This window comes from Brevibacillus sp. FSL K6-6036 (assembly GCF_037964015.1).
GTDB lineage: Bacteria > Bacillota > Bacilli > Brevibacillales > Brevibacillaceae > Brevibacillus > Brevibacillus borstelensis.
This window is the reverse complement of the sequence record NZ_CP150173.1, coordinates 3,228,864-3,253,491: the sequence shown is the minus strand read 5'-3', so window position 1 is coordinate 3,253,491 and position 24,628 is coordinate 3,228,864. Positions and strand designations below refer to the sequence as shown.

The 24,628-nt window shown below is 54.0% G+C and carries 20 protein-coding genes; 19 read left to right on the top strand and 1 reads right to left on the bottom strand.

Going from position 1 to position 24,628, the window contains the following annotated elements:
- Nucleotides 1-9 precede the first annotated feature (9 nt).
- The 8 genes from NST37_RS16315 to NST37_RS16280 all read left to right on the top strand — a co-directional run bounded on the left by NST37_RS16315 (nt 10) and on the right by NST37_RS16280 (nt 8,405).
- Nucleotides 10-942, top strand: coding sequence for a hydroxymethylglutaryl-CoA lyase (locus NST37_RS16315; protein ID WP_003386281.1), 933 nt, complete (start codon nt 10-12; stop codon nt 940-942).
- Nucleotides 939-1,712, top strand: coding sequence for an enoyl-CoA hydratase-related protein (locus NST37_RS16310; protein ID WP_003386279.1), 774 nt, complete (start codon nt 939-941; stop codon nt 1,710-1,712). Before NST37_RS16315 ends, NST37_RS16310 begins: the two co-directional genes overlap by 4 nt.
- Nucleotides 1,713-1,731: 19 nt before the next feature.
- On the top strand, nt 1,732-3,270 hold the full coding sequence (locus NST37_RS16305; protein ID WP_327970433.1) for an acyl-CoA carboxylase subunit beta: 1,539 nt from the start codon (nt 1,732-1,734) through the stop codon (nt 3,268-3,270).
- 157 nt (nt 3,271-3,427) lie between these two features.
- Nucleotides 3,428-4,402 (top strand): 2-dehydropantoate 2-reductase, encoded by a 975-nt coding sequence (locus tag NST37_RS16300; protein ID WP_171506295.1) that lies wholly within the window; start codon nt 3,428-3,430, stop codon nt 4,400-4,402.
- The gene (locus NST37_RS16295; RefSeq protein ID WP_003386276.1) at nt 4,386-4,805 is read left to right on the top strand and encodes a DUF3397 domain-containing protein; all 420 of its coding nucleotides are present in this window, start codon (nt 4,386-4,388) and stop codon (nt 4,803-4,805) included. The genes NST37_RS16300 and NST37_RS16295 overlap by 17 nt, the downstream gene beginning before the upstream one ends.
- A gap of 49 nt (nt 4,806-4,854) precedes the next feature.
- Nucleotides 4,855-5,412, top strand: a complete 558-nt coding sequence (locus NST37_RS16290) for a cupin domain-containing protein (protein WP_003386275.1) — start codon at nt 4,855-4,857, stop codon at nt 5,410-5,412.
- Between the two features lie 116 nt (nt 5,413-5,528).
- Complete coding sequence (bshC, locus tag NST37_RS16285; RefSeq protein ID WP_339185567.1) at nt 5,529-7,151, top strand: bacillithiol biosynthesis cysteine-adding enzyme BshC; 1,623 nt, start codon at nt 5,529-5,531, stop codon at nt 7,149-7,151.
- A gap of 201 nt (nt 7,152-7,352) precedes the next feature.
- Nucleotides 7,353-8,405 carry an S-layer homology domain-containing protein gene (locus tag NST37_RS16280; RefSeq protein WP_339185566.1) on the top strand — a complete coding sequence of 351 codons (1,053 nt, stop codon included), beginning with the start codon at nt 7,353-7,355 and terminating at the stop codon, nt 8,403-8,405.
- 335 nt (nt 8,406-8,740) lie between these two features.
- Here NST37_RS16280 and NST37_RS16275 read toward each other — a convergent pair whose 3' ends face one another.
- Entirely contained in the window at nt 8,741-10,012 is a 1,272-nt protein-coding gene (locus NST37_RS16275) for an amino acid permease (RefSeq protein ID WP_003386271.1), read from the bottom strand.
- Nucleotides 10,013-10,144: 132 nt separating this feature from the next.
- On the opposite strand from NST37_RS16275, the gene NST37_RS16270 reads away from it, so the two are divergent.
- The 11 genes from NST37_RS16270 to spoVE all read left to right on the top strand — a co-directional run bounded on the left by NST37_RS16270 (nt 10,145) and on the right by spoVE (nt 24,623).
- Nucleotides 10,145-11,041 carry a LysR family transcriptional regulator gene (locus tag NST37_RS16270; RefSeq protein ID WP_003386270.1) on the top strand — a complete coding sequence of 299 codons (897 nt, stop codon included), beginning with the start codon at nt 10,145-10,147 and terminating at the stop codon, nt 11,039-11,041.
- 126 nt (nt 11,042-11,167) lie between these two features.
- A complete protein-coding gene (locus NST37_RS16265) occupies nt 11,168-12,427 on the top strand; it encodes an adenosylhomocysteinase (RefSeq protein ID WP_003386269.1) in 1,260 nt (419 codons plus the stop codon).
- A gap of 151 nt (nt 12,428-12,578) precedes the next feature.
- A complete protein-coding gene (mraZ, locus tag NST37_RS16260) occupies nt 12,579-13,010 on the top strand; it encodes a division/cell wall cluster transcriptional repressor MraZ (protein WP_003386267.1) in 432 nt (143 codons plus the stop codon).
- Nucleotides 13,011-13,066: 56 nt separating this feature from the next.
- Nucleotides 13,067-14,011, top strand: a complete 945-nt coding sequence (gene rsmH, locus NST37_RS16255) for a 16S rRNA (cytosine(1402)-N(4))-methyltransferase RsmH (protein ID WP_031932810.1) — start codon at nt 13,067-13,069, stop codon at nt 14,009-14,011.
- 61 nt (nt 14,012-14,072) lie between these two features.
- Nucleotides 14,073-14,504 carry a cell division protein FtsL gene (ftsL, locus tag NST37_RS16250; RefSeq protein WP_003386265.1) on the top strand — a complete coding sequence of 144 codons (432 nt, stop codon included), beginning with the start codon at nt 14,073-14,075 and terminating at the stop codon, nt 14,502-14,504.
- Nucleotides 14,505-14,706: 202 nt separating this feature from the next.
- Nucleotides 14,707-17,487 (top strand): PASTA domain-containing penicillin-binding protein, encoded by a 2,781-nt coding sequence (locus tag NST37_RS16245; protein WP_031932811.1) that lies wholly within the window; start codon nt 14,707-14,709, stop codon nt 17,485-17,487.
- Between the two features lie 68 nt (nt 17,488-17,555).
- The gene (locus tag NST37_RS16240; RefSeq protein WP_024984202.1) at nt 17,556-19,481 is read left to right on the top strand and encodes a stage V sporulation protein D; all 1,926 of its coding nucleotides are present in this window, start codon (nt 17,556-17,558) and stop codon (nt 19,479-19,481) included.
- A 119-nt stretch (nt 19,482-19,600) separates the two neighbouring features.
- Complete coding sequence (locus NST37_RS16235; RefSeq protein WP_339185565.1) at nt 19,601-21,079, top strand: UDP-N-acetylmuramoyl-L-alanyl-D-glutamate--2,6-diaminopimelate ligase; 1,479 nt, start codon at nt 19,601-19,603, stop codon at nt 21,077-21,079.
- A gap of 43 nt (nt 21,080-21,122) precedes the next feature.
- The gene (mraY, locus tag NST37_RS16230) at nt 21,123-22,094 is read left to right on the top strand and encodes a phospho-N-acetylmuramoyl-pentapeptide-transferase (protein WP_003386259.1); all 972 of its coding nucleotides are present in this window, start codon (nt 21,123-21,125) and stop codon (nt 22,092-22,094) included.
- Complete coding sequence (murD, locus tag NST37_RS16225) at nt 22,091-23,455, top strand: UDP-N-acetylmuramoyl-L-alanine--D-glutamate ligase (RefSeq protein ID WP_024984201.1); 1,365 nt, start codon at nt 22,091-22,093, stop codon at nt 23,453-23,455. The genes mraY and murD overlap by 4 nt, the downstream gene beginning before the upstream one ends.
- 73 nt (nt 23,456-23,528) lie before the next feature.
- Nucleotides 23,529-24,623 (top strand): stage V sporulation protein E, encoded by a 1,095-nt coding sequence (spoVE, locus tag NST37_RS16220; protein WP_003386257.1) that lies wholly within the window; start codon nt 23,529-23,531, stop codon nt 24,621-24,623.
- Nucleotides 24,624-24,628 lie beyond the last annotated feature (5 nt).

Here is a 24,628-nt window from a genome sequence, read left to right as displayed (position 1 = left end):
GGAGCGTCCATGCAGGTACAAATTGTCGAGGTCGGACCGCGCGATGGACTGCAGAACGAACAAAAAGTGCTCTCCGCTCCGGAAAAAATCCGGCTGATCGAGATGCTGGCGGAAGCCGGACTGCAAAGAGTGGAAGCGAGCTCCTTCGTAAACCCGAAGTGGATTCCCCAACTGGCTGATGCGGGAGAGGTTTGCCGCTCGCTTCCGCACCAGTCACGCGTGAGGTACAGCGCCCTTGTTCCAAACCTGAAAGGGCTGGAGCGGGCGCGGGAGTGCGGCTTGACCGAAGTAGCCCTGTTCATGTCCGCATCGGAGACGCACAATTTGAAAAACATTAACAAGTCGATCGAGGAGACCTTTCCCGTCCTTCGCGAGACAGCCAGGGAAGCATTGGCCTTGGGCATGCGTGTCCGCGGCTATGTGTCGACGGTGTTCGGCTGCCCCTACGAGGGAGAGGTTCCCCTGGACAACACCCGCAAAGTCACGAATGAGCTGATTTCGATGGGGGTCTATGAGGTCTCGATTGGCGATACGATAGGAGTGGCTACACCCCTGCAGGTTCATCAAGTTTTTGCGGCGCTTGTGAAAGATGTTACGACTGAGCGCTTGGCCGGTCACTTTCACGATACCCGCGGTACTGGTCTGGCAAATGTCGCCGCAGCGCTGGACGAGGGCATACGGATCTTTGACAGCTCGATCGGAGGGCTTGGCGGCTGTCCATATGCGCCGGGGGCATCTGGAAACATTTCGAGCGAAGACCTTGTTTACATGCTGCACGGGATGGGATACGAGACAGGGGTCAGCCTGGAGAAGCTGGTCGAGGCGGGAGCGTATGTCCAGCAGCTTTTGGGACGCGCCCTGCCATCCAAGGTGCTCCAGGCCGCCTTGGCCCAGTCGCACAGAAGACAACCCGAATCCCGGGCAGAAGGAGGCAAAGCATGACTGTCTTGTATGAAAAAGAAGGACTGATCGGGATATTGACGATAAACCGCCCTGAGGTGTTTAACTGCCTCAACCTGGACACTTTGCTCGCGATGCGGCAAACGGTTGCCGAGGCAGCCGTGGATCGGAGCGTGCGTGTGCTGATCGTCACCGGAGCGGGAGACAGGGCTTTCTGCTCCGGGGCCGACCTGAAGGAGAGGCGGTCCATGACTGATCTGCAGGTACAGCATTACATCAGAACAATCCGCGACACGTTCAGCGAGCTGGAGCGGATTCCCAAGCCGGTAATCGCAGCCATCAATGGCATTGCCCTTGGCGGCGGCACGGAGCTGGCTCTCGCGTGTGATTTGCGTGTGATGAGCGAGACAGCCCAGATGGGGTTGACGGAAACGTCCCTCGGGATCATTCCCGGCGCGGGCGGAACACAGCGGCTTCCCAGGCTGGTCGGCAAAGGAGTGGCAAAGGAGCTCATCTTTACGGCCCGCCGCGTAGCTGCCGGGGAAGCGCTTGCCATCGGACTGGTGAATAAGGTGGCGGCTTCCGATCAAGTCATGACGGCTGCCCTGTCGCTTGCCCGCGAGATTGCCGAAAATGCCCCGATCGCCTTGGCCCAGGCCAAGTATGCGATCGACTACGGTCTGGAGACTGACCTGGCTACGGGGCTGGCCATGGAGAGCAACGCCTATCAGGTATTAATCCCTACCCGTGATCGGCAGGAGGGACTCGACGCCTTTAAAGAGAAGCGAAAGCCGGTGTATCGCGGCGAATAAGAGGAGGTAGTAGGCACCCATGAGCAAACAAGCAGAAGACATGCTGAGAGAACGCATCGCCCAGGTGGAAAAGGGCGGAGACGAAAAATACCATGCCAAGCTGAAGGAGCAGAACAAGCTGTTTGTCCGTGATCGCTTGAAGCTTCTGTTTGACGACGAATTTCACGTGGAGGACGGCCTGTTTGCCAACTTTATGGCTGGCGACCTGCCGGCAGACGGAGTCGTTACGGCTATCGGGAAAGTAAACGGACAGACGGTCTGCGTCATGGCGAACGATTCTACGGTAAAAGCAGGCTCCTGGGGTGCCCGGACGGTCGAGAAAATCATCCGCATTCAGGAAACGGCGGAGAAAATGCGGGTGCCGCTGTTGTACCTGGTCGATTCCGCCGGGGCACGGATTACGGACCAGCTTGAAATGTTCCCGGGCCGGCGGGGGGCAGGTCGAATTTTTTACAATCAGGTAAAGCTCTCCGGCAAAATTCCGCAAATCTGCATCCTGTTTGGACCTTCCGCTGCCGGAGGCGCCTATATCCCGGCGTTTTGCGACATCGTCATCATGGTCGACAAGAATGCCAGCATGTATCTGGGGTCCCCGCGGATGGCCGAGATGGTGATCGGAGAAAAGGTGACACTGGAAGAGCTCGGCGGTGCCCGCATGCACTGCTCTGTCAGCGGCTGCGGAGACGTACTGGCAGCCAATGAAGAAGAGGCGATTTCTGCCGCTCGCCGCTATCTCGGCTACTTTCCTGCCGACTACACGGCCAAGCCTCCGGTTGGGGCCGCCAAGTCGCCTCGTCCAGACGCGAAAAAAATCAGCGAGATCGTCCCGGAGAATCAAAATGCTCCGTTCAACATGCATGAACTGATCGACGCGTTGGTCGACGAAGGCTCGTTTTTTGAGGTGAAGAAGCTGTTTGCGCAGGAACTGATTACGGGGCTTGCCCGTCTCGATGGCAAGCCGATCGGTATCGTGGCGAATCAGCCGAGGGTAAAGGGAGGCGTCTTATTTGTCGATTCGGCTGACAAGGCGGCGAGGTTCATCACGCTGTGCGACGCCTTTCAAATCCCGTTGCTGTTTTTGGCGGACGTACCGGGCTTCATGATCGGCACGGCGGTCGAGCGGGCCGGCATCATCCGCCACGGAGCAAAAATGATATCCGCGATGGCGGAAGCGACGGTTCCGAAAATTTCGGTTATCGTGAGAAAGGCCTACGGAGCAGGACTTTATGCCATGGCCAGCTCTGCTTTTGAACCAGACTCCTGCCTCGCGCTGCCGGGAGCGCAAATAGCCGTAATGGGGCCGGAAGCAGCGGTGAATGCTGTCTACAGCAACAAGATTCAAGCCATTGAAGATCCCCAGGAACGGCAAGCCTTTATCATGCAAAAACGGAAGGAGTACCAGGAAGACATCGACATCTATTTGCTCGCTTCCAATCTGATCGTGGACGCGATCATTCCTCCCGAAGAGCTGAGACGGGAGCTGATTGCAAGATTTGACGTCTATGCGAACAAGAAGCAGATTTTTTCAGAGCGAAAGCACCCCGTTTATCCGGTGTGACCATTTCGCCCGCTGGTCGTCCCAAGAGGGATGGCCTTTTTTATTTCGGCAGGTGAATATTTTTTTGACAATTTCGATCTCTTTACGTAGGAATAATTGATCATTGCCAGCAACTTTGGTATTCTTGAAATAAGTATTGATTAATGTAGGTGAACAAATGCAGCTTCAGTCGATACCACTCCATTTGGTTGTCATAGGCGGCGGTTCTGTAGGGCTTTTATACGCGTCCAGGTTGCTGCTGAGCGGGCAGTCAGTCACACTCGTCACCCGCACCCGCGAGCAGGCGCAGCTCTTGACGCAAGCAGGAGTAACCCTTCGCCAGCTCGACGGAACGGTGCAGAAGGCTTCAATCCGAAGCAACCCGATGGAAGACGGTTTGCCGCAAGGAGACCTTTACCTGCTGGCGGTCAAACAGTCGGATCTTGATGCGATCCTGCCTGATCTTCGCCACCTTTCTGCTGCATCGCGGGTATTGGCCCTCCAGAACGGCATGGGACATTATGAGAAATTGACACAGGTGCTTGAAAGCCGTCAGTGTTTTTTTGCAAGCAATACGGAAGGAGCGCGCCGGCTGTCCCCTGTAGAGGTCGAGCATACCGGAACGGGACTTTTGCGCATAGGTCCTTGGACGGAACAGGATGAGCGCGATCCGATCTGCAACGCGTTCGTAGAGCTTGCCAACCGCTGTGGTTTTCAGGCCGTTTATGAGGATACGATAAAACCATTCGCCTGGAGAAAGCTGCTGGCAAATGCCTTGATCAACCCGTTGACAGCTCTGTTCGAGATGCCAAACGGCATGCTGCTTGAATCCCCGCACACCGTGACATTCATGAAAGAACTGTTTTGGGAAGCCGCGGCCGTAGCGGAGCGCTGCGGTGAAAAAATTGAAGAGCGAGATTGGCAGGAAGTTGTAAAAATTTGCCGAAATACTTCCCGTAACATTTCCTCAATGTTGCAAGACATCCGGCGGCGGAATCACACGGAAGTAAACGCTATCAACGGTTATCTCGTTCAAAAGGGGAGGGAAACCGGAATACCCGTCCCGATGCATGAGACATTGCTGCGCGCCGTGCTTCTGAAGACAGACATGGTGAAGGGGAAGGGAGAGGCCGCCATTGACCTTTTTGGGTAAGCTTTGGTCGTTTTTTTCAACGACGTGGACCTATTTTTGGGCGACGTTGACCGCGTTTCCTTTTCTTGGATTCCCACTGGCGTACTTTTTGGTGTATCTGTGGAAAAAGGACCGGCGTTTGGCCGGACGCTGGGCTGTAAATATCACGAATTTTTTGCTCATTCGTGCCGTTGTCGTCGCGTATAGCGTAATTTGGCCGGAAGCGCTGTCTGCGTGGTGGTGGATTACCGGATTTTTTCTCGCGGCCATTGGACTCATCGGCTGGGTTCAAATCAGGCTGAAAGGTAAGCTGTCGCTGTTGAAGGCGAGCTTCTCGGTTTGGAGACTGTCTTTCCTCCTGTTTGGACTGGTCTACGTAGTGCTGTATACAACCGGGATCTTTAAGACGATGGGCGACGTATAAACACTCGCGGCACCGATACACATACCAATAAAGAAAGAAGGTAGGATTTATGAGGCTTCCCATCGAATCGATTGGGCATAAGATTCGAATGATTCGGAAAGAGCGTGGCTTTACCCTGGAGATTATGGCGAACAAAACAGGACTGAGCAAGGGCTTGCTCAGCCAGGTCGAACGCGGCATTTCTCAGCCTTCTCTTGATTCCCTGTGGAAAATCACGAAGGCTCTGGAGGCTTCGATCATCCATTTCTTCGAGGACATCGACCAGAAGCAGGTCCACGTTACGCGAAAGCCGAAGCGCAGACAGATGGTTTTTCCCGAGTCAACAGGGACGTACGCGTTATTGTCTGCGGGGGGAAGCTCAAAACTGGGTATGTTGGAAGTAAAGCTGCAAAAAGGCGAAATGGTAGTGGACAAATTCGTGCAAGGCGAAGGAGAAGAGTGCTTTGTCGTCACGAAGGGAACGGTTACCGTGCGATTCAACGATGAAGAGCACGTACTGGAGGCCGGCGACAGCATCACTTTCGACAGCACCAAATCACACAGTGTCGAAAATACGGGCGAGGAAGAAGCGGTTCTGATCTGGTCCGTCACTCCGCCGCAATTTTAATTTCATACAATGGCAATTACACTTTGACAACCCATTACGGCGGGTTGTCTTGTTTTTTTGGGGGAGGGGGGCATGGTATAATTTGCAGTGACATGGAGTAAGAAAGGTGAGCTTCTATGAATGTTGAATGCGTATCGCTGCCGTTGGCCAACCGGCTGGCTCATGATTACCAGCTGGGAAACGCCGACGCGCTACGTTTTTTTACCTATCCCCCGTACCAGATGGAATCGTATCGGAAACGGCTCGAATGGCTTGAAAACAATGAGATTCCTCACAGAGACAAACTAGCTGATGGGCTGCTTGCCTACAATCAAGCGATCGGCAATCATCAGCGAGCGATGGAAGGGATCGAAAAGCTGCGAAAGCAGGGTACTATGGTTGTGATCGGCGGCCAGCAGGCTGGTGTCCTTACTGGCCCGCTGTACACGATTTACAAGGCTGTCCATCTGATTCAGGCTGCAAGGCAGCTTTCGGCACAGTTGAATGCAGAAGTCGTTCCTGTGTTCTGGATTGCCGGCGAGGATCACGACATCGATGAGATTGACCACACATTCTGGCTCACCGATCAAGAGACAAAGCTGCATAAGGAGAAAATCTCCCTTCCGCGTACGGGACGCCCTTCGGCCAGCAGTGTGCCGCTGGGACGTGCGGAGTACGAGGCATTCATGGAGAAGCTGTTCGCCAATTTGACAGAGACGGAGGAGACAGCGGCGATCCGCAGGTGGGTGGAAGAGGCTGCTGCATCGTCAAAAACCGTCGTCGATTGGTTTGCCCGCCTGATGGCCAGTTTGTTTGGCAAGCACGGCCTGATTCTGGTCGAATCTTCTCTCCCTTTTGTCAGAGAGCTGGAAAAGCCTGTCTTTACGCAAGTTTTGCAGCGAAATGAGGAGCTCAGCGCGCTTGTAGCCGACGCGGCTGGCCGTTTGGAGAGTGCAGGCTACCCGCTTCAGCTGGAGGTGGGGGGACAGGAGGCGAATCTCTTCCTGTATGAAGGAAAGGATCGTTTGCAGCTGCTCCGCCACGGAGATCGCTTCGTCACCCGCCGGGGAACGTATACCCGCGAGGAGATGATTGAGCTGGCCGAGACAGATCCCTGTCGATTCAGCTCCAATGTAGTCACCCGCTCGCTGATGCAGGAGCATCTCTTCCCGACCTTGGCTTTTGTGGCTGGCGCGGGGGAGATTGCTTACTGGGCGTATTTCAAGGAGATGTTTGCCGCTTTTGGCAAGCAGCTGCCGATCGTGCTCCCGCGGGTCTCCGTCACCCTGGTTGAAGGGGCGATTGCCCGCTTGCTGAAAGATTTCGACCTGCCCATCGACAAGGCGCTGGCTTCGTTTGCCGCGTGGAAGGAGGAATGGGAAGCGAGCAGGGGAGCCCATCCCTTGACGGACCGCTTTCAGCATGTCCGGGACGCCATGCAGGAGCTGTATCAGCCGCTCGTCAGCGAGGTTGCACTCCTGGAGCCGGGAATGGAGCAGTTGGCGGAGAAAAATGCGGCTCGTCTATTGGAACAGGTAGACTTTTTGGAGCGGCGGCTAGTTCTGGCGCTGGAGCAGCGGGAAGATATCGGGAAGCGGCGTCTGTGGAGGCTGGAAGCGGCGCTGAATCCTGCAGGAGGATTGCAGGAGAGGAAGCTGTCGATTATCCCGTTCGTAAACAAATACGGTCTGTCGCTTGTCGACCGGCTCGTGGAAGCGCCCCTCGTCCACGATGGCAGCCATCAGGTTGTCTATCTGTAAAACCGGATAACATGAGTGAAGCCGCACCGTTTGTGATCGGGTTGCGGCTTCTTTTTTTGTGCTCCCGGAAATGAAGGGTCTGACCATGCACCATGGAAAAACTTTCTTGCCGTTTTGTTGGGATTTGTCGAAACATTTCATGCATATAAACGTCATACCTTTTGAACAGGAGATTTTCTCCGAAAGGTGGTCAAACTTTTCATGCGAGGCAAGAAAATGACGACAGGCAGATGGGTGTTGACCGTTGCTCTTTCTGTTACCTGGCTGCTATCCGGTTTGGGAGCAGGGGGACAGACGGCCGAGGCCCGCATTAGCGATCTGGCAGCCAGCAGCGGTACCTTCGTGGATACCGAGCGGCATTGGGCCAAAAAAGAGATAGCAGAAGCGGTAAGCGCACGATGGGTCCAAGGATTTCCGGATGGAACGTTTCGGCCGGAGACACCTGTTTCCCAGGAGCAGTTCATGGCGCTGGTTGAGCGCATGCTGCCGCCATTTAACGGACACGAAGCGGATGATTTCGCGCAGGACCTTTACCTGAAACCCGTGAAGGGCCGCTGGTCGGAAAAAACGTATAAGCATTTGCTGCCAGCTGGCATACTGCCGAGCGGAAAGCCTGAGGAGCCGCTGACGCGCGTTGAGGCGGCAAGATTGACCTTGGCTGCGCTGGGTAAACAGTCAGAGGGAGAAAAATACCGGGGTACGACGTCCCGCTTTTTTAGTGATGTATCAGTGGACAATGAGCATCAGGTAGTGATGGTGTATCCGATCTATAAACTAGGCGTTATGGCTGGTTACCCGGACGGGACGTTCCGCCCGAATGACAAAGTCAGCAGGGCGAAGGCGGTGGTCCTCCTGAACAGGATCAGGGAAGCGCAGGAGGAGCTGTACCCGGGGAAGGTAACCGAGGCGGAGCGCCAGGCGATGACAAAAGCGGTAGACAGCTTTGTCACAACCGTTATGGACAAGGAGAAAATCCGGCGATACGACGATCTGGTCAGCTACGTACAAAAAAACAAGCTGCCCGTCAGTGAAAAGTTCCTGCAAGAGCACTTCTCGTTTATGAAATACGACGTCTATGATTTCATTCGCTTTCCGCGTTTTGACGAACTGATTTACTACGCGAAAATCAGCGAGGGCAAGTACCGGATGACCGTCCAATACTATTCCGGAGAGCTGGGCGGCAGTGTAGACAGGACGTTCTATCTCGCGTCCGCGGACGGAAAGGACTTCCGGTTGATCGGAAAAGACGAGTAGCAGGGACTGCCGGAAAGGCGGAAAATTTGCTGCCCGTTTCAATAGAACGGGACGAGCGAAACGATGATGATACGGTGGCAGCAAAAACAAAGATTGATTACACGTGCTCGTTTGACGGTTGCCAGACTGTCCTGCAAACTGGGACGGAGTAAAGCCGGAGAACAAGAAAAACAGCCATTCCTGCTCAAGTTTGACAAGCAGGGAACGGCTGTTTTTTGTTTCGGAAACGGCTGTTTTTTTGTTTGGGAAATGAATCGTTTTTACTATCATCTTTTGGACTGATACCTATTCATATGCCCATTGTTTATGTCGAAGCCCGCTCCTTTGCCATCAGGTTATGAAGCTTTTCGCTGCCAGTTTTCCCATATCAGGAGAACGCCGGCAATCACCAGCGGATAAAGCGCCGACCATCCGAGAAAAGGATAAAGCCCACCGGTAACGATCAGCGATGTCCAGGCAGCGATACGTCCATACCGGCTGTTCTTCAAGAGTCGGACACCGGCAAGACAGCCCCCGATATAGGTGGCAAAAAAAGTCGCGTTGGGAAACTGGATGAGACGAGCGAGATCAATCCAGCCCATGGCAAGAACGAATAGAACGATGAAAAAACAAATCGATAAAAAGAGCAGTCCGCCGACCGGCGTCCCGTATTTGGAATGGAGACGGCCAAACCAGCGCGGGGCCGTGCCTTCCTGAGCCAAAGCATAGGCAATTCGGGAAGCGGCGCTGATATACGCATTGGCCGCAGCGACGCAGATAAACAGGGCCGTCACACTGACAATCCACCCTCCGATCGGGCCAAACGAAAGCTGAACCATCACGCTCAGAGATGCTTCCGACCGGCCTTCGCCATAGCTGTGGGTAGCAACGGTCATAAGGGCAACGGCGAAGTAAAGCAAAGCGACGATGCATGCACTCCACAGGACGCCGCGGACCGCGTTTTTCTCCGGATCGACAAACTCCTCGGAGAGGTGTGTCACCGCTTCCCAACCGATAAAGCACCAGAACAACAGGCCAGCCACTTGCACGACACTCAGCCAGCCATTCGGGGCAAACGGAGTAAAGTGACTGGCAGAAGCATGGGGCAGCGCGGCCAATACCGCGATCACCAAAATAGCCACGATCAATGAAACGACAACCGTCTGGACGCGGCTTGCGACTTTCAGGCCAAATACGTTCATGAGGACGACAGAACCAAGAATCAGTCCTGCAGCGAGATACACTTGAAGCTGGCTCCACTGCAAAAGGACAGCGACATAGTGGGACGCTGTGACAGCGACGATCGGGGCGCCAATCGGAACCGACAACAGAAAAAACCAGCCGACCATGTTTCCATAGCGGTCTCCGAAAGCCATCCTGACGTAAGTGGAGACGCCACCTGAGCTAGGGTGTCGGGCGGACAACAGCCCCATGGTGATGGCCATCGGCAGTACGAGGATGGCCATGAACAGCCAGGCGAGGACAGAGGCGGGGCCGGCCATTTCTGCCGCCATCCCGGGGATGAGCAGCACTCCCGAACCGATCACGGCACCGATATACAGGGCGACGATATGGGGAAGCGACAGCGTTTTCGCCAGTCCTGACGTGTGAGAAGTCGAGTTTTTCATGTAAATTCGTCTCCCGAAAGCTATTTATTTGTTGGTATTTGAAGTGTAGCATAGACGTTATCATCGGAGTTATCTATAATATTCGATGATGAGAATCGAAAAAAACGATTTAATAATAAAGGGGAGAGCCCGATGGATACCCGTTATTTGCAGACCTTTCGCGAAGTGGCGAAATGGCACAGCTTTACCCGAGCGGCTGAAGTGCTTGGTTATGCCCAATCCAGTGTTACGACTCAGATACAGAATCTGGAACAGGAGTTTGGCGTCACCCTGTTCGAGCGGTGGGGACGAAAAATCAGGCTGACACATGCCGGAGAAGTGCTGCTGGAATACAGCGGGCAGCTGCTCGGACTGCTTGATGAGGCGAAGGCCCAACTGAGTGAAGAGGCTCAGCTAGCCGGCACGTTGACCATCGGGACAGTGGAATCTCTCGCCGCTTTTTACTTGCCCCCCTATTTGCAGCAGTTTCGCCGCGAGCAGCCGCAGATTCGGGTGCTGCTCAATCCGGGGATCTGCTACGAGCTCCGTCAGGGTGTCAAGGAGGGCACTTACGACTTTGCGGTTGTACTCGATTGGCTGCAATCCCACCCCGACCTGGAAAGCGTAAATCTCGGAGAAGAAGAACTGGTCGTCATTGCATCTCCCGAACATCCGCTGACTTCGCGAAAACGGGTTGAAGCGAGTGACTTCAATGGCGAACAGTGGATTTTTCCCGAGGCGGGCTGCAGCTATCGGTCGATGATCGAGTCAGTCCTGCGCGACAGTGGAGCGAGCTTGGAACCCTCGCTCGAGTTTGGCAGTCTGGAAGCGATCAAGCAGTGTGTGGCATACGGGCTGGGAATCGCACTTGTCCCGATGATCGCTGTGGCCGAAGAGGTGAAAAAGGGGACGATCTCGGTCTTGCCCTTTACGCATCCAGACATTCGCGTTTACCGCCAGCTCGTATACCATAAAAAGAAGTGGATGCCGCGAGCGATGCGCCACTTTTTCAATCTGTTGACCGAAGGGATGCCTGCCCGTGAGATCTAAATGGCAAAAACAAAGCGGAATAGTTGCTTTTTTGGTTATAGGGTTATGGAACGGATAGGAAAAACAAAAATCATGTGGTAAGATAAATCATAGTTTGTTTGTAGAAGAAGGAGGTTCAATCCGCTCATGAACATGGTTTCTGAAAGCATCGTAAAAGATATGGCGCTTGCGCCGAATGGCCACCTGAAAATCGACTGGGTAAAAGAACATATGCCCGTCCTCAACCGGATCCGCGAGCGCTTTGAAAAGGAAAAGCCGTTTGCAGGCCTGAAAGTAGCGATTTCGTTGCACCTGGAAGCAAAAACCGCCTACCTGGCGAAAGTGGTGCAAGCCGGCGGTGCCGAGGTAACCATCACCGGCTCCAATCCGCTTTCTACACAGGATGATGTTTGCGCAGCACTTGTGGAAGACGGCATTCGCGTCTTTGCGAAATACAATCCGTCTCCGGAAGAGTACAAAAGCCATCTGATCAAAACGCTGGAAACGCGTCCGGACCTGATCATTGACGACGGTGGCGATCTGGTGACGATCCTGCACAGCGAGCGTCGCGATCTTCTTTCCCAAGTGCGCGGCGGTGCCGAGGAAACCACGACAGGAATCCTTCGCTTGAAAGCGCTCGACAAGGAAGGCAAGCTGGAATTCCCGATGGTTGCGGTAAACGACGCATTCTGCAAATACTTGTTTGACAACCGCTACGGTACAGGCCAATCCGTATGGGATGGCATTAACCGGACCACCAACCTGGTCGTCGCTGGAAAAACGGTAGTTGTCGTCGGCTACGGCTGGTGCGGCAAAGGCGTTGCGATGCGTGCGAAAGGTCTTGGAGCGAAAGTGATCGTCACCGAGATCGACTCTATCAAAGCGGTAGAGGCGTACATGGACGGATTCGAAGTCATGCCGATGAGCGAAGCGGCCAAGCACGGCGATTATTTCGTCACAGTGACCGGAAACCGCGATGTCATCCGCAAAGAGCATTTTGAAGTCATGAAAGATGGCGCGATTCTCTCCAACGCCGGCCACTTCGATGTCGAAGTGAACAAGGTTGAGTTGGAAGCGATGTCGAAATCCAAGCGCACCGTTCGCAAAGACATCGAGGAATTTGTCTTGGCAGATGGTCGAAAAGTGTATCTCCTGGCCGAAGGACGTCTGGTCAACCTGGCTGCCGGTGACGGCCATCCGGCGGAAATCATGGATATGACCTTTGCCCTGCAAGCCGTCTCTCTCGAATACGTAAACAAAAACTACGAGTCTATCGGCAAACACGTGCTGAACGTGCCTTACGAGCTGGACGAAATGGTTGCCCGCTACAAGCTGGAGGCACTCGGCATCACAATCGACAAGCTGACAGACGAGCAAAAAGCATACTTGGACAGCTGGGTCGAATAATTTCGCGAAACGCGTCTTTTCCCGGTAAAAAAATCAACGAAAAATCCTGCTTACAAAAGCAGGATTTTTTATTTATAATAGCAAGTAGGTGACCGAGTGGGGAAAAGTGGGGGAAAGTGGAGGTCAGCGGAAGGAAAGTGGGGGACAGGCCGTGTTCATGGGTGAATACCAACATAGTATCGATGAAAAAGGCCGGTTGACGATCCCTGCCAAATTCCGTGAAGGCCTCGGGGCTTCCTTCGTCATTACCCGCGGGCTCGACCAATGTCTGTTTGTCTATCCGCCAGAAGAGTGGAAAGCATTGGAGGAGCGGCTGAAGACGCTGCCGTTCACCAAAGCGGATGCTCGCGCCTTTACGCGGTTCTTCTTTTCCGGAGCGGCGGAATGCGAGTGGGACAAGCAGGGAAGGGTAAATATACCACCTACTTTGCGCGACTACGCGGCGCTTCAAAAAGAGTGCGTCGTCATCGGTGTATCCAATCGGGTAGAGATCTGGAGCAAGGATCGTTGGGAAAATTACTTTGCGGAGTCGGAAGGATCTTTCGCCGAGATTGCGGAGAAGCTGGTGGATTTTGATTTATAGGAATCAGAGAAAATGCGGTGCGTCGGAACCATTCAGGTGCACCCGTTGAATTAGGAGTGACGGCTTTGTCCTTTCATCATGTAACTGTATTGCGAGAAGAAGCCGTTGACGGACTGAACATCCGGCCGGATGGCATCTATGTGGATTGTACGCTCGGGGGCGCCGGGCACAGCAGTCTGATCGCTTCGCGGCTTGCGCCAGGCGGACGACTGATTGCGGTTGACCAGGATGACTGGGCACTGGATAACGCGAAGGAACGTCTTGCTCCCTACATAGATCGGGTAACGCTGGTGAAAAGCAACTTTCGCCATCTGAAAGAAATTGTGGCTGAGCTGGGCCTCGATGGTGTAGACGGCGTACTGTTTGATCTGGGCGTTTCGTCTCCGCAGCTGGATGAAGGAGAGCGCGGATTCAGCTACAATGCCGACGCACCGCTTGACATGCGGATGGACCAGCAGGGAGAGCTTACCGCCTACGACATCATCAACGAGTGGGACGAGCAGGAGCTGGCCCGAATCATTTGGGAATACGGCGAAGAAAAATTTTCCCGGCGAATTGCCCGGCAAATCGTTCAAAGGCGGCAGCAGGCTCCTGTAGAGACGACAGGGGAGCTGGTGGAAATTATTAAAGAAGCCATTCCGGCCGCAGCGCGCCGTACCGGTCCCCACCCGGCCAAGCGGACGTTCCAGGCGATCCGGATCGCTGTCAATGACGAGCTGGATGCCTTCCGGGATGCGATCGTGGATGCGATCGGCATTCTGCGTCCCGAAGGTAGAGTGAGTGTGATTACGTTCCATTCCCTCGAAGACCGGATCTGCAAGCAGGTTTATCAGGATTTTTCCAAAGGGTGCATTTGTCCCCCTTCCTTTCCTGTATGTGCCTGCGGAAACAAGGCCACGGTCAAGATCGTGACCAGAAAGCCGATCCTGCCGTCAGAAGAAGAGCTGGAGGCTAATCCTCGGGCGCGTTCAGCCAAGCTGAGGGTCGCTGAAAGGTTATAGAAAAAGAATGCGGCAAAAAATTTGAGACGCTCGCAGCCAGAGCAAAAGGAGTGAGACCGAGATGAGCTACTACTACCGGAGTAATCTCGCGGTAGAACTGGAGGATTCACCAGGTTCCGTCACCAAGAAGAAAACGAAGCGGACTGTACGCATCAAACCGTCTATACCAACCAAGGAGAAGCTGATGTATCTGTTTTTTATCACCCTGGTTGTCATAGGTGTGGGGATGGTTGGTGTTCGTTATTCGCAAATCTCGCAGTACAACTATGAAATACAGCGCCTGAAGAAAGAGATCAGAATAAATAAGGAAAAGAACACCAGTCTTCAGCTGCAGATCGAGCAGCTCAGCAACCGCGATCGGATCATCATGGAAGCGGAGAGAATGGGAATGGTGTACAATCCGGAAGCGGCTCATCTGGTAGGTCAATCCAAAGAAGCTGCAAAAAAGGACGGGAAAGGAAGCAAAGCTGCGAGTCAAAAGAAACAGCCATAACCCAAGCACGGGACAGCAATGAGCTCTGTAGAAAATGTTACTTGCGCAAGTGAGTAACATTTTTTCATAATGTCTTCTGAATAAAAAGACTGTTCGAATGCAGATCCGCCGGCTTCGTCGAACATGATTCGACGGAAGCTTTTCTTTTGACAGTCGGTTTTTTGATATGCAATGGAATATCCTTGGTTTGGAGTGAAACAAAATGGAACTGAAACGGCGTGTGAATTTGCGCATTATCCTCCTGGCCCTGTGTGTAATCGTACTGTTTTCCTCGCTCACGGTACGTCTTTGGTGGATTCAGACGGTGGAAGCGACAGGCATTATGGAAATCGCGCAAAAGCAGTGGGATCTGGAGAAAACGCTGAAGCCAAAGCGTGGAGCCATTTTGGACAGGAATGGGGAAATTTTGGCCTATGAGGGAAAGGCGTATGATGTGAGCGCAAGGCTCAAGCCTCGCGATGACAGGGATCAGGATGTCGTGAAAGATCCTTATTATACTGCACAGGCGCTTGCGCCCATCCTGAATGCCCCTGTAAATGAGCTGTTGAGAATCCTGACCAAGCCAAATCAAGTTGTTGAGCTGGGAAGATACGGAAAAAAGATCAGCGAAAATCAAAAAGTCGGCATTGAAAACCTGCAGTACCCCCAGCTCCCAAGCGGAGAAAAAGTGAAGACCAACCAACTCCCGGGGATTATTATTACCGAAACGACACGTAGGTACTACCCGAACAATAGCTTTGCAGCGCATGTCCTCGGCTATTTGGACTTCTTTGAAGAGGAGGCCAAAATGGGGATCGAGCTCCAGTTCGACAAAGAGCTCCGGGGCGAAAAGGGAGAGATGCATGTAGTCACGGACAAGGTAGGCTACCAATTGCCGGATGGCGAACGGGAGTACAAGCCGGCCAAGGACGGCATGAACATCTACCTGACGATCGATAAGACGATCCAGGATTACGTGGAGCAAGCGCTCGACAAGGCCGAGCAGGAGTACAAGCCAAAAGGGGCGACTGTCGTGGTGGCGGACCCGCAGACCGGCGAGATTTTGGCGATGGGCAACCGGCCGCAGTTCAATCCGAATACGTACTTTACCGGGATTACCAACTTTACGAATCACGCCGTAACCACCATGTTTGAGCCGGGCTCTACATTCAAGATTATTACACTGGCGGCAGCGATCGAAGAAGGCAAATTCGATCCGAACGCATACTATCAATCCGGGACGTACAAGAAATTCAAGCCGCCCATCCGCGACCACAACCAGGGGGCGGGCTGGGGCACCATCTCCTTCCTTGAAGGGGTGCAAAGATCGAGTAACGTCGTGTTTGTCATCATGGGATACGACTACCTTGGACCTGAGCTTTTGAAAAAGTACTTTGAGAATTTCGGGATCGGCAAGCCGACAGGCATCGAGCTGCCGTACGAGAAGAAAGGGATTTTGAACAACCTGCTGAAACCGGCTTCCCAGCGCGACATTGCCGTTACCACTTTTGGGCAAGGGGTGGCCGTCACCGCGATCCAGCAGGTGGCAGCGGTAGGAGCCATCGCCAACGGCGGCGAGCTGCTCAAGCCGCACATCGTAAAAGAAATGCGCGATCCGGTGACGGGAGCAGTCGTAAAACGCAGCCAGCGGGAAGTGGTCCACCGTGTCGTAAGCGAGGCGACCGCCAAAAAGACTCGTGATGTTTTGGAAACGGTCATTACCGGAGAGCATGGTACAGGGAAATCGTACTTTATAGACGGTTACCATGTTGCAGGTAAAACGGGAACGGCCCAAAAGTACGACGACAAGGGAAGAATTATGGAGGGGCAGCACTATATCGTGTCCTTTATCGGCTTTGCTCCCAAAGACAATCCCCGTTTGCTTGTCTACGTCGTCGTGGATGACCCGACCACAAACGAGCATTACAGTTCATGGGGAAAAAATTTCGTAGCGCCGATCTTCAAATCCGTCATGGAGCGCAGCCTCCAGTACCTGCAGCAAAAGCCGGATGCGGTAGGAGCCGAGAAAAATGCCCAAACGGTGACGGAGCAGGCCATTGCAAAGGCAGAGCAAGTTCGCGAGGTCAGCATGCCCAAGCTGGTCGGGATGTCTACAACAGCCGCCAAGCTCAGGGCAGAGCAGGACAACATCACGGTCAACATCATGGGAACCGGGACGAAGATTGTCAATCAATACCCGGCTCCTTATGAAAAAGTGGTGCCCGGATCGACGGTCACGCTTGTAACAGACCGAATCGAAGGTTCAAAAATGCCTGATTTCAAAGGGAAATCGCTGCGCGAAGTCATGGAGTTCGCATCGCTGATGCAGCTCAAGATCACCTCGTACGGCGCCGGCTTCGTCACGCAGCAAAATATTCCGCCAGGTACAGCGTTAAAAGGAGGAGAGCAGCTTCAGATTACTCTCCAGCCGTCATCCGGTCCGCTTTCTCCGGCACTGCAGCCTGGTCAAGGCGTGGTGCCAGGAACGGCAACAGATCCGGGCGGAGCCCAACCGGACGCAAATTCGCCTGATGGCCAGTCCGGTGCAGCGAACGCTGCTGGAGGGCAGCCTCCACCAGGCTCTTCGCAAACAACAGTGCCTGGTAACGGTACACCTCAAGGCGATAGCGGGAATACGACCGTACCTGGAGTTCCCCAGACAGGTACGACAGGGAGTGGCAATCCCGCTTCGACGACAGGGACATCTGGGACACCGGGAACGTATCCACCGGTTTATCCGCCAGGAGCCGTGCAATCGGGCACAGGTATCGCCCCGGGAACACAAGCTGTTCCGACTGGAGGCTATTCCGGCTATCAGGGCTATCAAGGCTATCCGGGGCAACCTGCCGGTGCGGGACAAATGCCGGTCGGAACAGGCCAAAGCTTGCCGCAGGGACAAGCAACCTGGCAGTATCCCTACCCAAACAATACTGTGCCGGGCACACAGCAGATTCCCGCAGGGCCGCCTGCTGCTCCGGCCGGATCGACAACCGCACAGCCATAGGTTCTAACCTGTCCCCCCTCCGAATAGGGTAGGAATGAGACAACCTGTGTCATAAGGGGGGACTCGCTGTGCGGGTATCCAATGTAACCGTGAGACGCCGCATTTTTGTCGCATTGGTTATCGGAATCGTGTTGTATACGGCTCTGATTACGAGGCTAGGCTACGTACAACTGGTCAAGGGGCCGGAGCTCCAGGAAAAGGCGTTGAAGCTGTGGAACCGCGACATCAAATACGAGCCGAAGCGAGGGCGAATTCTTGACCGCAATGGCAAGGAGCTGGTGACAAACATCAGCGTTCCTTCCGTGGTCGCGATTCCGGTTCAGATCAAAGACCCGCATGGGACGGCGAAGCAGCTGGCAGTATTGTTGGGCCAGCCGGAAGACGTCGTTTACAAGGGGATTATGAAGAAAGAGAGGATCAATCGCGTTCCAGGCGGCAGGAAAATTTCTGAAGAAAAAGCGCGGCAAATCCAGGAGTTGAACCTTCCGGGCATTGTCGTCGTAGAAGATTCCAAACGCTTCTACCCAAACGGGACGATGGCAGCCCATCTGTTTGGTTTTACGGGCATCGACAACCAGGGCTTGACCGGACTTGAGCGGATATACGACCAGTTCCTGCAAGGCAAAGAGGGATATGTATCCTATCTTGCCGATGCGACAGGACAAACGATGCCGGGCGGGTCAGAAGAATACGTAGCGCCGGTCGACGGGATGGATATGTACCTGACCATCGACAGTCAAATTCAGTCGTTTATCGAGCGGGAGCTGGATGAAGCGATGGTTGCATATCAGCCGGACGATGTACTTGCGATCGCAATGAACCCGAAGACAGGCGAGATTCTCGGCATGGGCAGCCGCCCAACCTACCATCCCGAAAAGTACAGGGATTATCCAAGCGAAATCTACAACCGGAACCTGCCGATCTGGAAAACGTACGAGCCCGGTTCCACCTTTAAGATCGTAACACTGGCCGCAGCTCTCAACGAAGGTGAGGTCAAGCTGGACGAAAGCTTCTTTGACCCCGGCTACATCATGGTCGCGGGCAAGCGTCTGCGCTGCTGGAAGCGGCAGGGGCACGGGCAGGAAACGATGCTCGAAGTCGTGGAAAATTCCTGCAACCCCGGCTTTGTCACCATGGGGCAACGCCTGCAAAAGGAAAGGCTGTTTGAGTACATCAAAAAATTTGGATTTGGCCAAAAGACGGGCATTGACCTGATTGGAGAAGAGAACGGTCTTTTGTTTAATCTGAATCGGGTAGGACCTGTTGAACTGGGTACGACCTCATTCGGGCAGGGGGTCTCGGTGACCCCGATCCAACAGATGGCTGCTGTTTCGGCGGCGATAAATGGCGGGAAGCTGATGAAACCGTTCGTCGCCAAGGAGTGGCGGGACAGTGTTACGCATGACATCGTCGGCCGGACGCTGCCAACGGAGGTTCGTCAGGTGATCACTCCCGAGACTTCTGAAAAAGTCCGCTACGCCCTGGAAAGTGTCGTGGCCAGAGGAACCGGAAAGAACGCGTACATCGAAGGCTACCGCGTCGGCGGAAAAACCGGTACGGCGCAAAAGGTGAGGGACGGCAGGTATGTAAACGGCGAGTACATCGTGTCTTTTATCGGCTTCGCCCCTGCAGACGATCCCCAGATACTCGTCTATTTCGCAGTCGACAACCCGAAGGCGCTCGCATTCGGCGGACTGATTGCCGCGCCCAGCGTGAAGAACATTTTGGAGTCGTCCCTGCAGCACTTGGGCGTACCCAAACGCAAGGACGGGATCGAAAGGGAAGTAAACAGGGCGCTTGGCGACAAGAACTACCTGGAGGTGCCGCAGATGGTGGGGCTCTCCATGCGCGAGGTGGCAACGACCTATGATCAGCTGCCGCTCGTTGTCGAAGGCAAGGGGTCACATGTCATCCAGCAATCGCCTGCGGCCGGAGTCAAAATTGAGGAAGGCTCAAAAATTCGTATCTACCTTGGTGACAAATCAAGCGATTAGCTATAAAATGAGTATTCGGAGCGGAGCGGAAGAGGCTTGTACACAGGTGCTCACCCTCCGCTTTTGTAGAATTTGCTTGGCTTTTGTCTATAATAGGGAAAGAATGGGGTGCCAGTTTTATGTTGCTTCGGGATCTGCTTGCTCCCTTGTTGCCAGTGCATGCTACTGGGGATGACAGCATCGAAATTACAGGAATAACAGCAGATTCACGCAAAGTAAAGCCCGGCTTTTTATTTGTCTGTTTGACTGGCTTTACCGTGGATGGACATACGTTTGCAGCGCAGGCGGTGGAAAAGGGAGCCGTGGCTGTGTTGGCTCAAAAGGATGTGGACGTGCCAGCAACCATTGTTCGGGTTCCTGATACCCGTCGGGCAATGGCGATGCTGGCTGACCGCTTTTACGGGTCCCCGACGCGTGAATTGAAGGTGATCGCGGTTACGGGTACCAATGGAAAAACGACCACGACCCATCTGATCGACAAGATTTTATCTGATCAGCAGAAGCGTACCGGTTTGATCGGCACCATTCACATGAGAATCGGCAATGTCACCGAGGAAGTAAAAAACACGACGCCGGATGCGCTGGAGCTGCAGGAAAGCTTTCGCCGCATGCGCGATATCGATACGGAGTACGCCATTATCGAAGCGTCTTCCCATGCGCTGGAGCTGGGCCGCGTCCGCGGTTGCAATGTACATACAGCCGTCTTTACCAACTTGACGCAGGATCATCTCGATTACCACAAGACCATGGAGAATTACCGCCACGCCAAGTCGCTTTTGTTCGCCCAACTGGGCAATGAATACGATCCGCAGCGGATGAAAACAGCCGTGCTGAATGCGGATGACGAGGCGTCCGGCTTTTTTGCCACCGTCACACCGGCCAGGGTCATCACGTACGGTATTGACAACCCTGCTGACATCAGAGCGGTGGACATTGAGATCAGCACAAAAGGGACGACATTTGTCGCCCATACGTTTCAAGGCTCTGTCAAACTGTCTTTGAAGCTGATGGGCAAGTTCAACGTCTACAATGCGCTGGCGGCGATGGCGGTCGGATTGGCCGAAGGAATTTCGCTAGAGGCGATCAAGTCCAGTCTCGAACAGGTGCAAGGCGTGAGTGGGCGGTTTGAGTCCGTTGATGCAGGGCAGCCTTTTGCCGTGCTCGTCGACTATTCGCACACGCCGGACAGTCTGGAAAACGCGCTTGTGACGATCAAGGAATTTGCCAAAGGAAAAGTGTTCTGCATCGTCGGTTGCGGCGGTGACCGGGATAAGACAAAGCGCCCGATTATGGCGCAAATTGCAACGAAATACGCTGATCTGACCGTCTTAACTTCAGATAACCCGAGGTCCGAGGACCCGCAGGCGATTCTCGATGACATGCTCGCCGGTCTGAAGAAAACCGCTCCGGACCGTTACACTTCCATCGTGGACAGACGGGAAGCGATCGGGCATGCCGTATCCCTTGCAGTTGATGGCGATGTGATCCTGATCGCCGGAAAGGGCCATGAGACGTACCAGATCATCAAGGGCGAGGTTTTGCCTTTCGATGACCGGGAAGTGGCAAAAGAAGCTATCAGAGGGCAGAAGAACGAATAGAAGCACATATTCTTGAATAGCATCAGAGAAAGGAGGGTCGGGCATGTTCGCTGACAACGTACTCCTAGTCACGATCGTAGCCGCGTTTCTCATCGCCGTACTCATCGGTCCCTTGTTCATCCCCGTCCTGCGCCGCTTGAAATTTGGGCAGGCGATCCGGGAGGAAGGACCACAATCCCATCAGAAAAAAGCAGGGACCCCCACGATGGGGGGGACCATCATTTTGTTGGCACTCATATTCACTGTGCTTAAATTTGCCAATGCCACCATCGAAGTTCTCTTTTTGATGCTGGTCACGATTGGATACGGATTGATCGGTTTTTTGGATGACTACATCAAAATTATCAAAAAGCGCAATCTGGGACTGACTGCAAAACAAAAATTTGCCGGCCAAATCCTTTTAGCTATCGGTGCCTATTATCTTTTGCACCTGATGGGTCATGACACCTCGCTCCATTTGCCAGGCACTCCCTGGAACATTGAACTGGGAGTATTGTACTTTCCGTTCCTTTTGTTCCTGTTGGTCGGTACCACCAATGCCGTCAATATTACAGACGGTCTCGACGGACTTTTGGCGGGGACAGGAGCGATTGCATTTGGAGCTTATGCGATCATTGCCTGGTTCAGCCAGAATTACGATACAGCCATTTTCAGCGCCTCTGTAGTCGGCGCGGTTCTCGGATTCCTCGTATTCAATGCTCATCCCGCCCGCGTGTTTATGGGCGATACCGGCTCGCTGGCGCTTGGAGGAGCGCTGGCAGGCATTGCGATCATGACCAAAACCGAACTGTTATTGGCGATCATCGGCGGCGTCTTCGTCGTTGAAACCTTGTCTGTCATCCTTCAGGTTGTTTCTTTCAAAACGAGAGGCAAGCGCATCTTCCGCATGAGTCCGCTGCACCATCACTTTGAATTGACGGGCTGGTCAGAGTGGCGCGTGGTCGTCACGTTCTGGCTGGTGGGTATTTTCTTCGCTGGATTGGGCGTCTACCTCGAGGTGGTGACTCTGCGATGAACAACTATCAAAATCAGCACGTCGTCGTTCTGGGCATGGCAAAGAGCGGTGTAGCGGTGGCCAAACTGCTGCACCGCTTTGGTGCGCATGTTGTCGTAAATGACCAAAAGCCGCGCGAGGAAGCGGCGGGCGCGGACGAGCTGGAAGCGCTCGGCATCGAGGTGATCTGCGGCGGCCATCCGGATGATTTGATTCACCCGGGAGTAGCGCTTGTGGTGAAAAATCCGGGGATTCGGTACGAGGCAGCGCCGGTAGCCAAAGCGATCGAGCTGGGCGTTCCGGTTGTGACGGAGGTTGAGCTGGCTTACCAGGTCTCCCAGGCGCCGATTATCGGAATTACGGGGTCCAACGGGAAGACCACGACAACCACTTTGGTCGGATTGATTCTGCAGGAAGCGGGGATCGACGCTCTTACAGGGGGCAATATCGGAACCGTTTTGTGCGGCCTTGCCCAAGAAGCCCGTCCGGATCAATGGCTGGTCGCCGAGTTGAGCAGCTTTCAGCTGATGGGGACGCTTTCGTTCAAACCGAAAATCGGCGTGCTGATGAACATTTATCCGGCACATCTCGATTATCATCATACGATGGACGAGTACAAGGCAGCCAAATGGAAGCTGTTTGCCAACCAGACGTCTGACGACATCGCCATTTTGCCTTACGACCAGCCGGATGCTTGGCCTGCGGATGAGGCTTTGCGAGCATCGGTTTATTACTTCAGCAAGCAACAGCCCGTTCCGCGTGGCGTCTGTGTAGACAATGGAGTCATCGTCTACGTAGACGCAGCGGGGGAGCGGGAAGAAATTTTGCCGCTGGACAGATTGTCTGTGGCTCATTTGGACAACGCGCTGGCGGCTGCATTGGTCGGCAAGCTGGCAGGCGCGGGCAGCGAAGCAATCGCCAAGGTGCTGTCTAGCTTTGCCGGAGTAGAGCACCGGATGGAATTTGTCGGGACCGTGGCAGGAGTCAAGTACTATAATGATTCCAAGGCGACGAATTCGGAGGCTGCTTCGCGAGCGCTGCAGGCTCTGTCTGAACCGACGATCTGGATTTGCGGCGGATTGGACAGAGGTGTCACTTTTCACGACCTCATTCCGGTCATGCAGAAAAATGTCAAAGCTGTGATTGCCTTCGGCGAGACGGCACCGATATTGCTGGCTCGAGCCAAAGAAGCAGGAATCAACAGGCTGATCCATGTCGATACTGTGGAAAAAGCCGTTATTGCCGCTTCCGAGGCAGCCGTGCCGGGTGACGTTGTCCTGCTGAGTCCGGCATGCGCGAGTTGGGATATGTTTCCTTCATTTGAGGTGAGGGGGAGCATGTTTAAGGACGTTGTGCATAGACTTAAAACAAGCCTAGCATAACGCCTTGTCCCTGCACGGTCTCACCAAATGACTATCATCTCGGGACGGCGTGAGAAAGGAATGACTTTGCACGATGAGCAAGGTACGCTCTGCCCCCGATTTCATGATTATTTTTGCAACACTTTTTTTATTAGGAATTGGCATCGTGATGGTGTACAGCGCAAGTGCCATCGTTGCAACAAGAGCGCCCTTCAACGATCCGTATTTTTTTGCCAAGCGTCAGTTGATCTTTGCTTTGCTCGGGATCACCTCGATGTATTTGATGATGAATATCGACTACTGGGTATGGAAGCAGTGGGCCAAGCTCGGCTTCATGATCAGCATCGGCCTTTTGATCGTCGTTCTGATCATCGGGATTGAGGTAAATGGTTCAAAAAGCTGGCTTGGTCTGGGAGCGTTCGGGATTCAACCGGGCGAGTTTGCCAAGCTGGGTGTCGTCGCCTTCCTGGCGCGCTGGCTGGCAGACAATCAAAAACAGATCGTGCTGTTTCGGACAGGTTTGGCCCCGGCACTGGCGATCCCTGTTGTCTGTTTTGGCTTGATCATGCTGCAGCCGGACCTTGGCACAGGGACTGTACTGATGGGGACGGCGGTCATGATGATTTTCGCCGCAGGAGCCAGGATCAGCCATTTTGTCGGCCTCGGCTTGATTGGTGTCGCCGGTTTTGTCGGGCTCGTGCTGTCGGCTCCTTACCGGATCAAACGGATCACATCGTTCCTCGATCCCTGGCAGGACCCGCTGGGCACAGGCTATCAAATCATTCAATCGCTTTATGCGATCGGCCCCGGCGGCTTGTTCGGCCTGGGGCTCGGACAGAGCAGACAAAAGCATTTCTATCTGCCGGAGCCTTATAATGACTTTATTTTCTCGGTCATCGCCGAGGAGCTTGGTTTCATCGGCGGGACACTGGTGCTGCTCGTATTCCTTCTGCTTCTGTGGCGAGGCATGCGCACGGCCATTACGGCGCCCGATCTGTTCGGCAGCCTGCTGGCGCTCGGGATTATCGGCATGATCGCCATTCAGGTCGTGATCAACGTCGGCGTCGTTACCGGCATGTTTCCGGTTACCGGAATCACCTTGCCTTTTCTCAGCTACGGCGGGTCATCGCTGACGCTGATGCTTACAGGGGTAGGGGTATTACTAAACATTTCGCGTTTTTCCAGATGAAGAGG

Excerpts from the sequence above, each read along its gene's own strand:
- ftsL (WP_003386265.1), top strand. The coding sequence starts at position 14,073 with ATGAGCTACTACTACCGGAGTAATCTCGCGGTAGAACTGGAGGATTCA.
- NST37_RS16290 (WP_003386275.1), top strand. The coding sequence starts at position 4,855 with ATGAGGCTTCCCATCGAATCGATTGGGCATAAGATTCGAATGATTCGG.
- mraY (WP_003386259.1), top strand. The coding sequence starts at position 21,123 with ATGTTCGCTGACAACGTACTCCTAGTCACGATCGTAGCCGCGTTTCTC.
- NST37_RS16235 (WP_339185565.1), top strand. The coding sequence starts at position 19,601 with ATGTTGCTTCGGGATCTGCTTGCTCCCTTGTTGCCAGTGCATGCTACT.
- NST37_RS16310 (WP_003386279.1), top strand. The coding sequence starts at position 939 with ATGACTGTCTTGTATGAAAAAGAAGGACTGATCGGGATATTGACGATA.
- spoVE (WP_003386257.1), top strand. The coding sequence starts at position 23,529 with ATGAGCAAGGTACGCTCTGCCCCCGATTTCATGATTATTTTTGCAACA.
- NST37_RS16305 (WP_327970433.1), top strand. The coding sequence starts at position 1,732 with ATGAGCAAACAAGCAGAAGACATGCTGAGAGAACGCATCGCCCAGGTG.
- murD (WP_024984201.1), top strand. The coding sequence starts at position 22,091 with ATGAACAACTATCAAAATCAGCACGTCGTCGTTCTGGGCATGGCAAAG.
- NST37_RS16245 (WP_031932811.1), top strand. The coding sequence starts at position 14,707 with ATGGAACTGAAACGGCGTGTGAATTTGCGCATTATCCTCCTGGCCCTG.
- NST37_RS16270 (WP_003386270.1), top strand. The coding sequence starts at position 10,145 with ATGGATACCCGTTATTTGCAGACCTTTCGCGAAGTGGCGAAATGGCAC.
- NST37_RS16280 (WP_339185566.1), top strand. The coding sequence starts at position 7,353 with ATGCGAGGCAAGAAAATGACGACAGGCAGATGGGTGTTGACCGTTGCT.
- NST37_RS16275 (WP_003386271.1), bottom strand. The coding sequence starts at position 10,012 with ATGAAAAACTCGACTTCTCACACGTCAGGACTGGCGAAAACGCTGTCG.
- NST37_RS16265 (WP_003386269.1), top strand. The coding sequence starts at position 11,168 with ATGAACATGGTTTCTGAAAGCATCGTAAAAGATATGGCGCTTGCGCCG.
- NST37_RS16300 (WP_171506295.1), top strand. The coding sequence starts at position 3,428 with ATGCAGCTTCAGTCGATACCACTCCATTTGGTTGTCATAGGCGGCGGT.
- bshC (WP_339185567.1), top strand. The coding sequence starts at position 5,529 with ATGAATGTTGAATGCGTATCGCTGCCGTTGGCCAACCGGCTGGCTCAT.
- NST37_RS16315 (WP_003386281.1), top strand. The coding sequence starts at position 10 with ATGCAGGTACAAATTGTCGAGGTCGGACCGCGCGATGGACTGCAGAAC.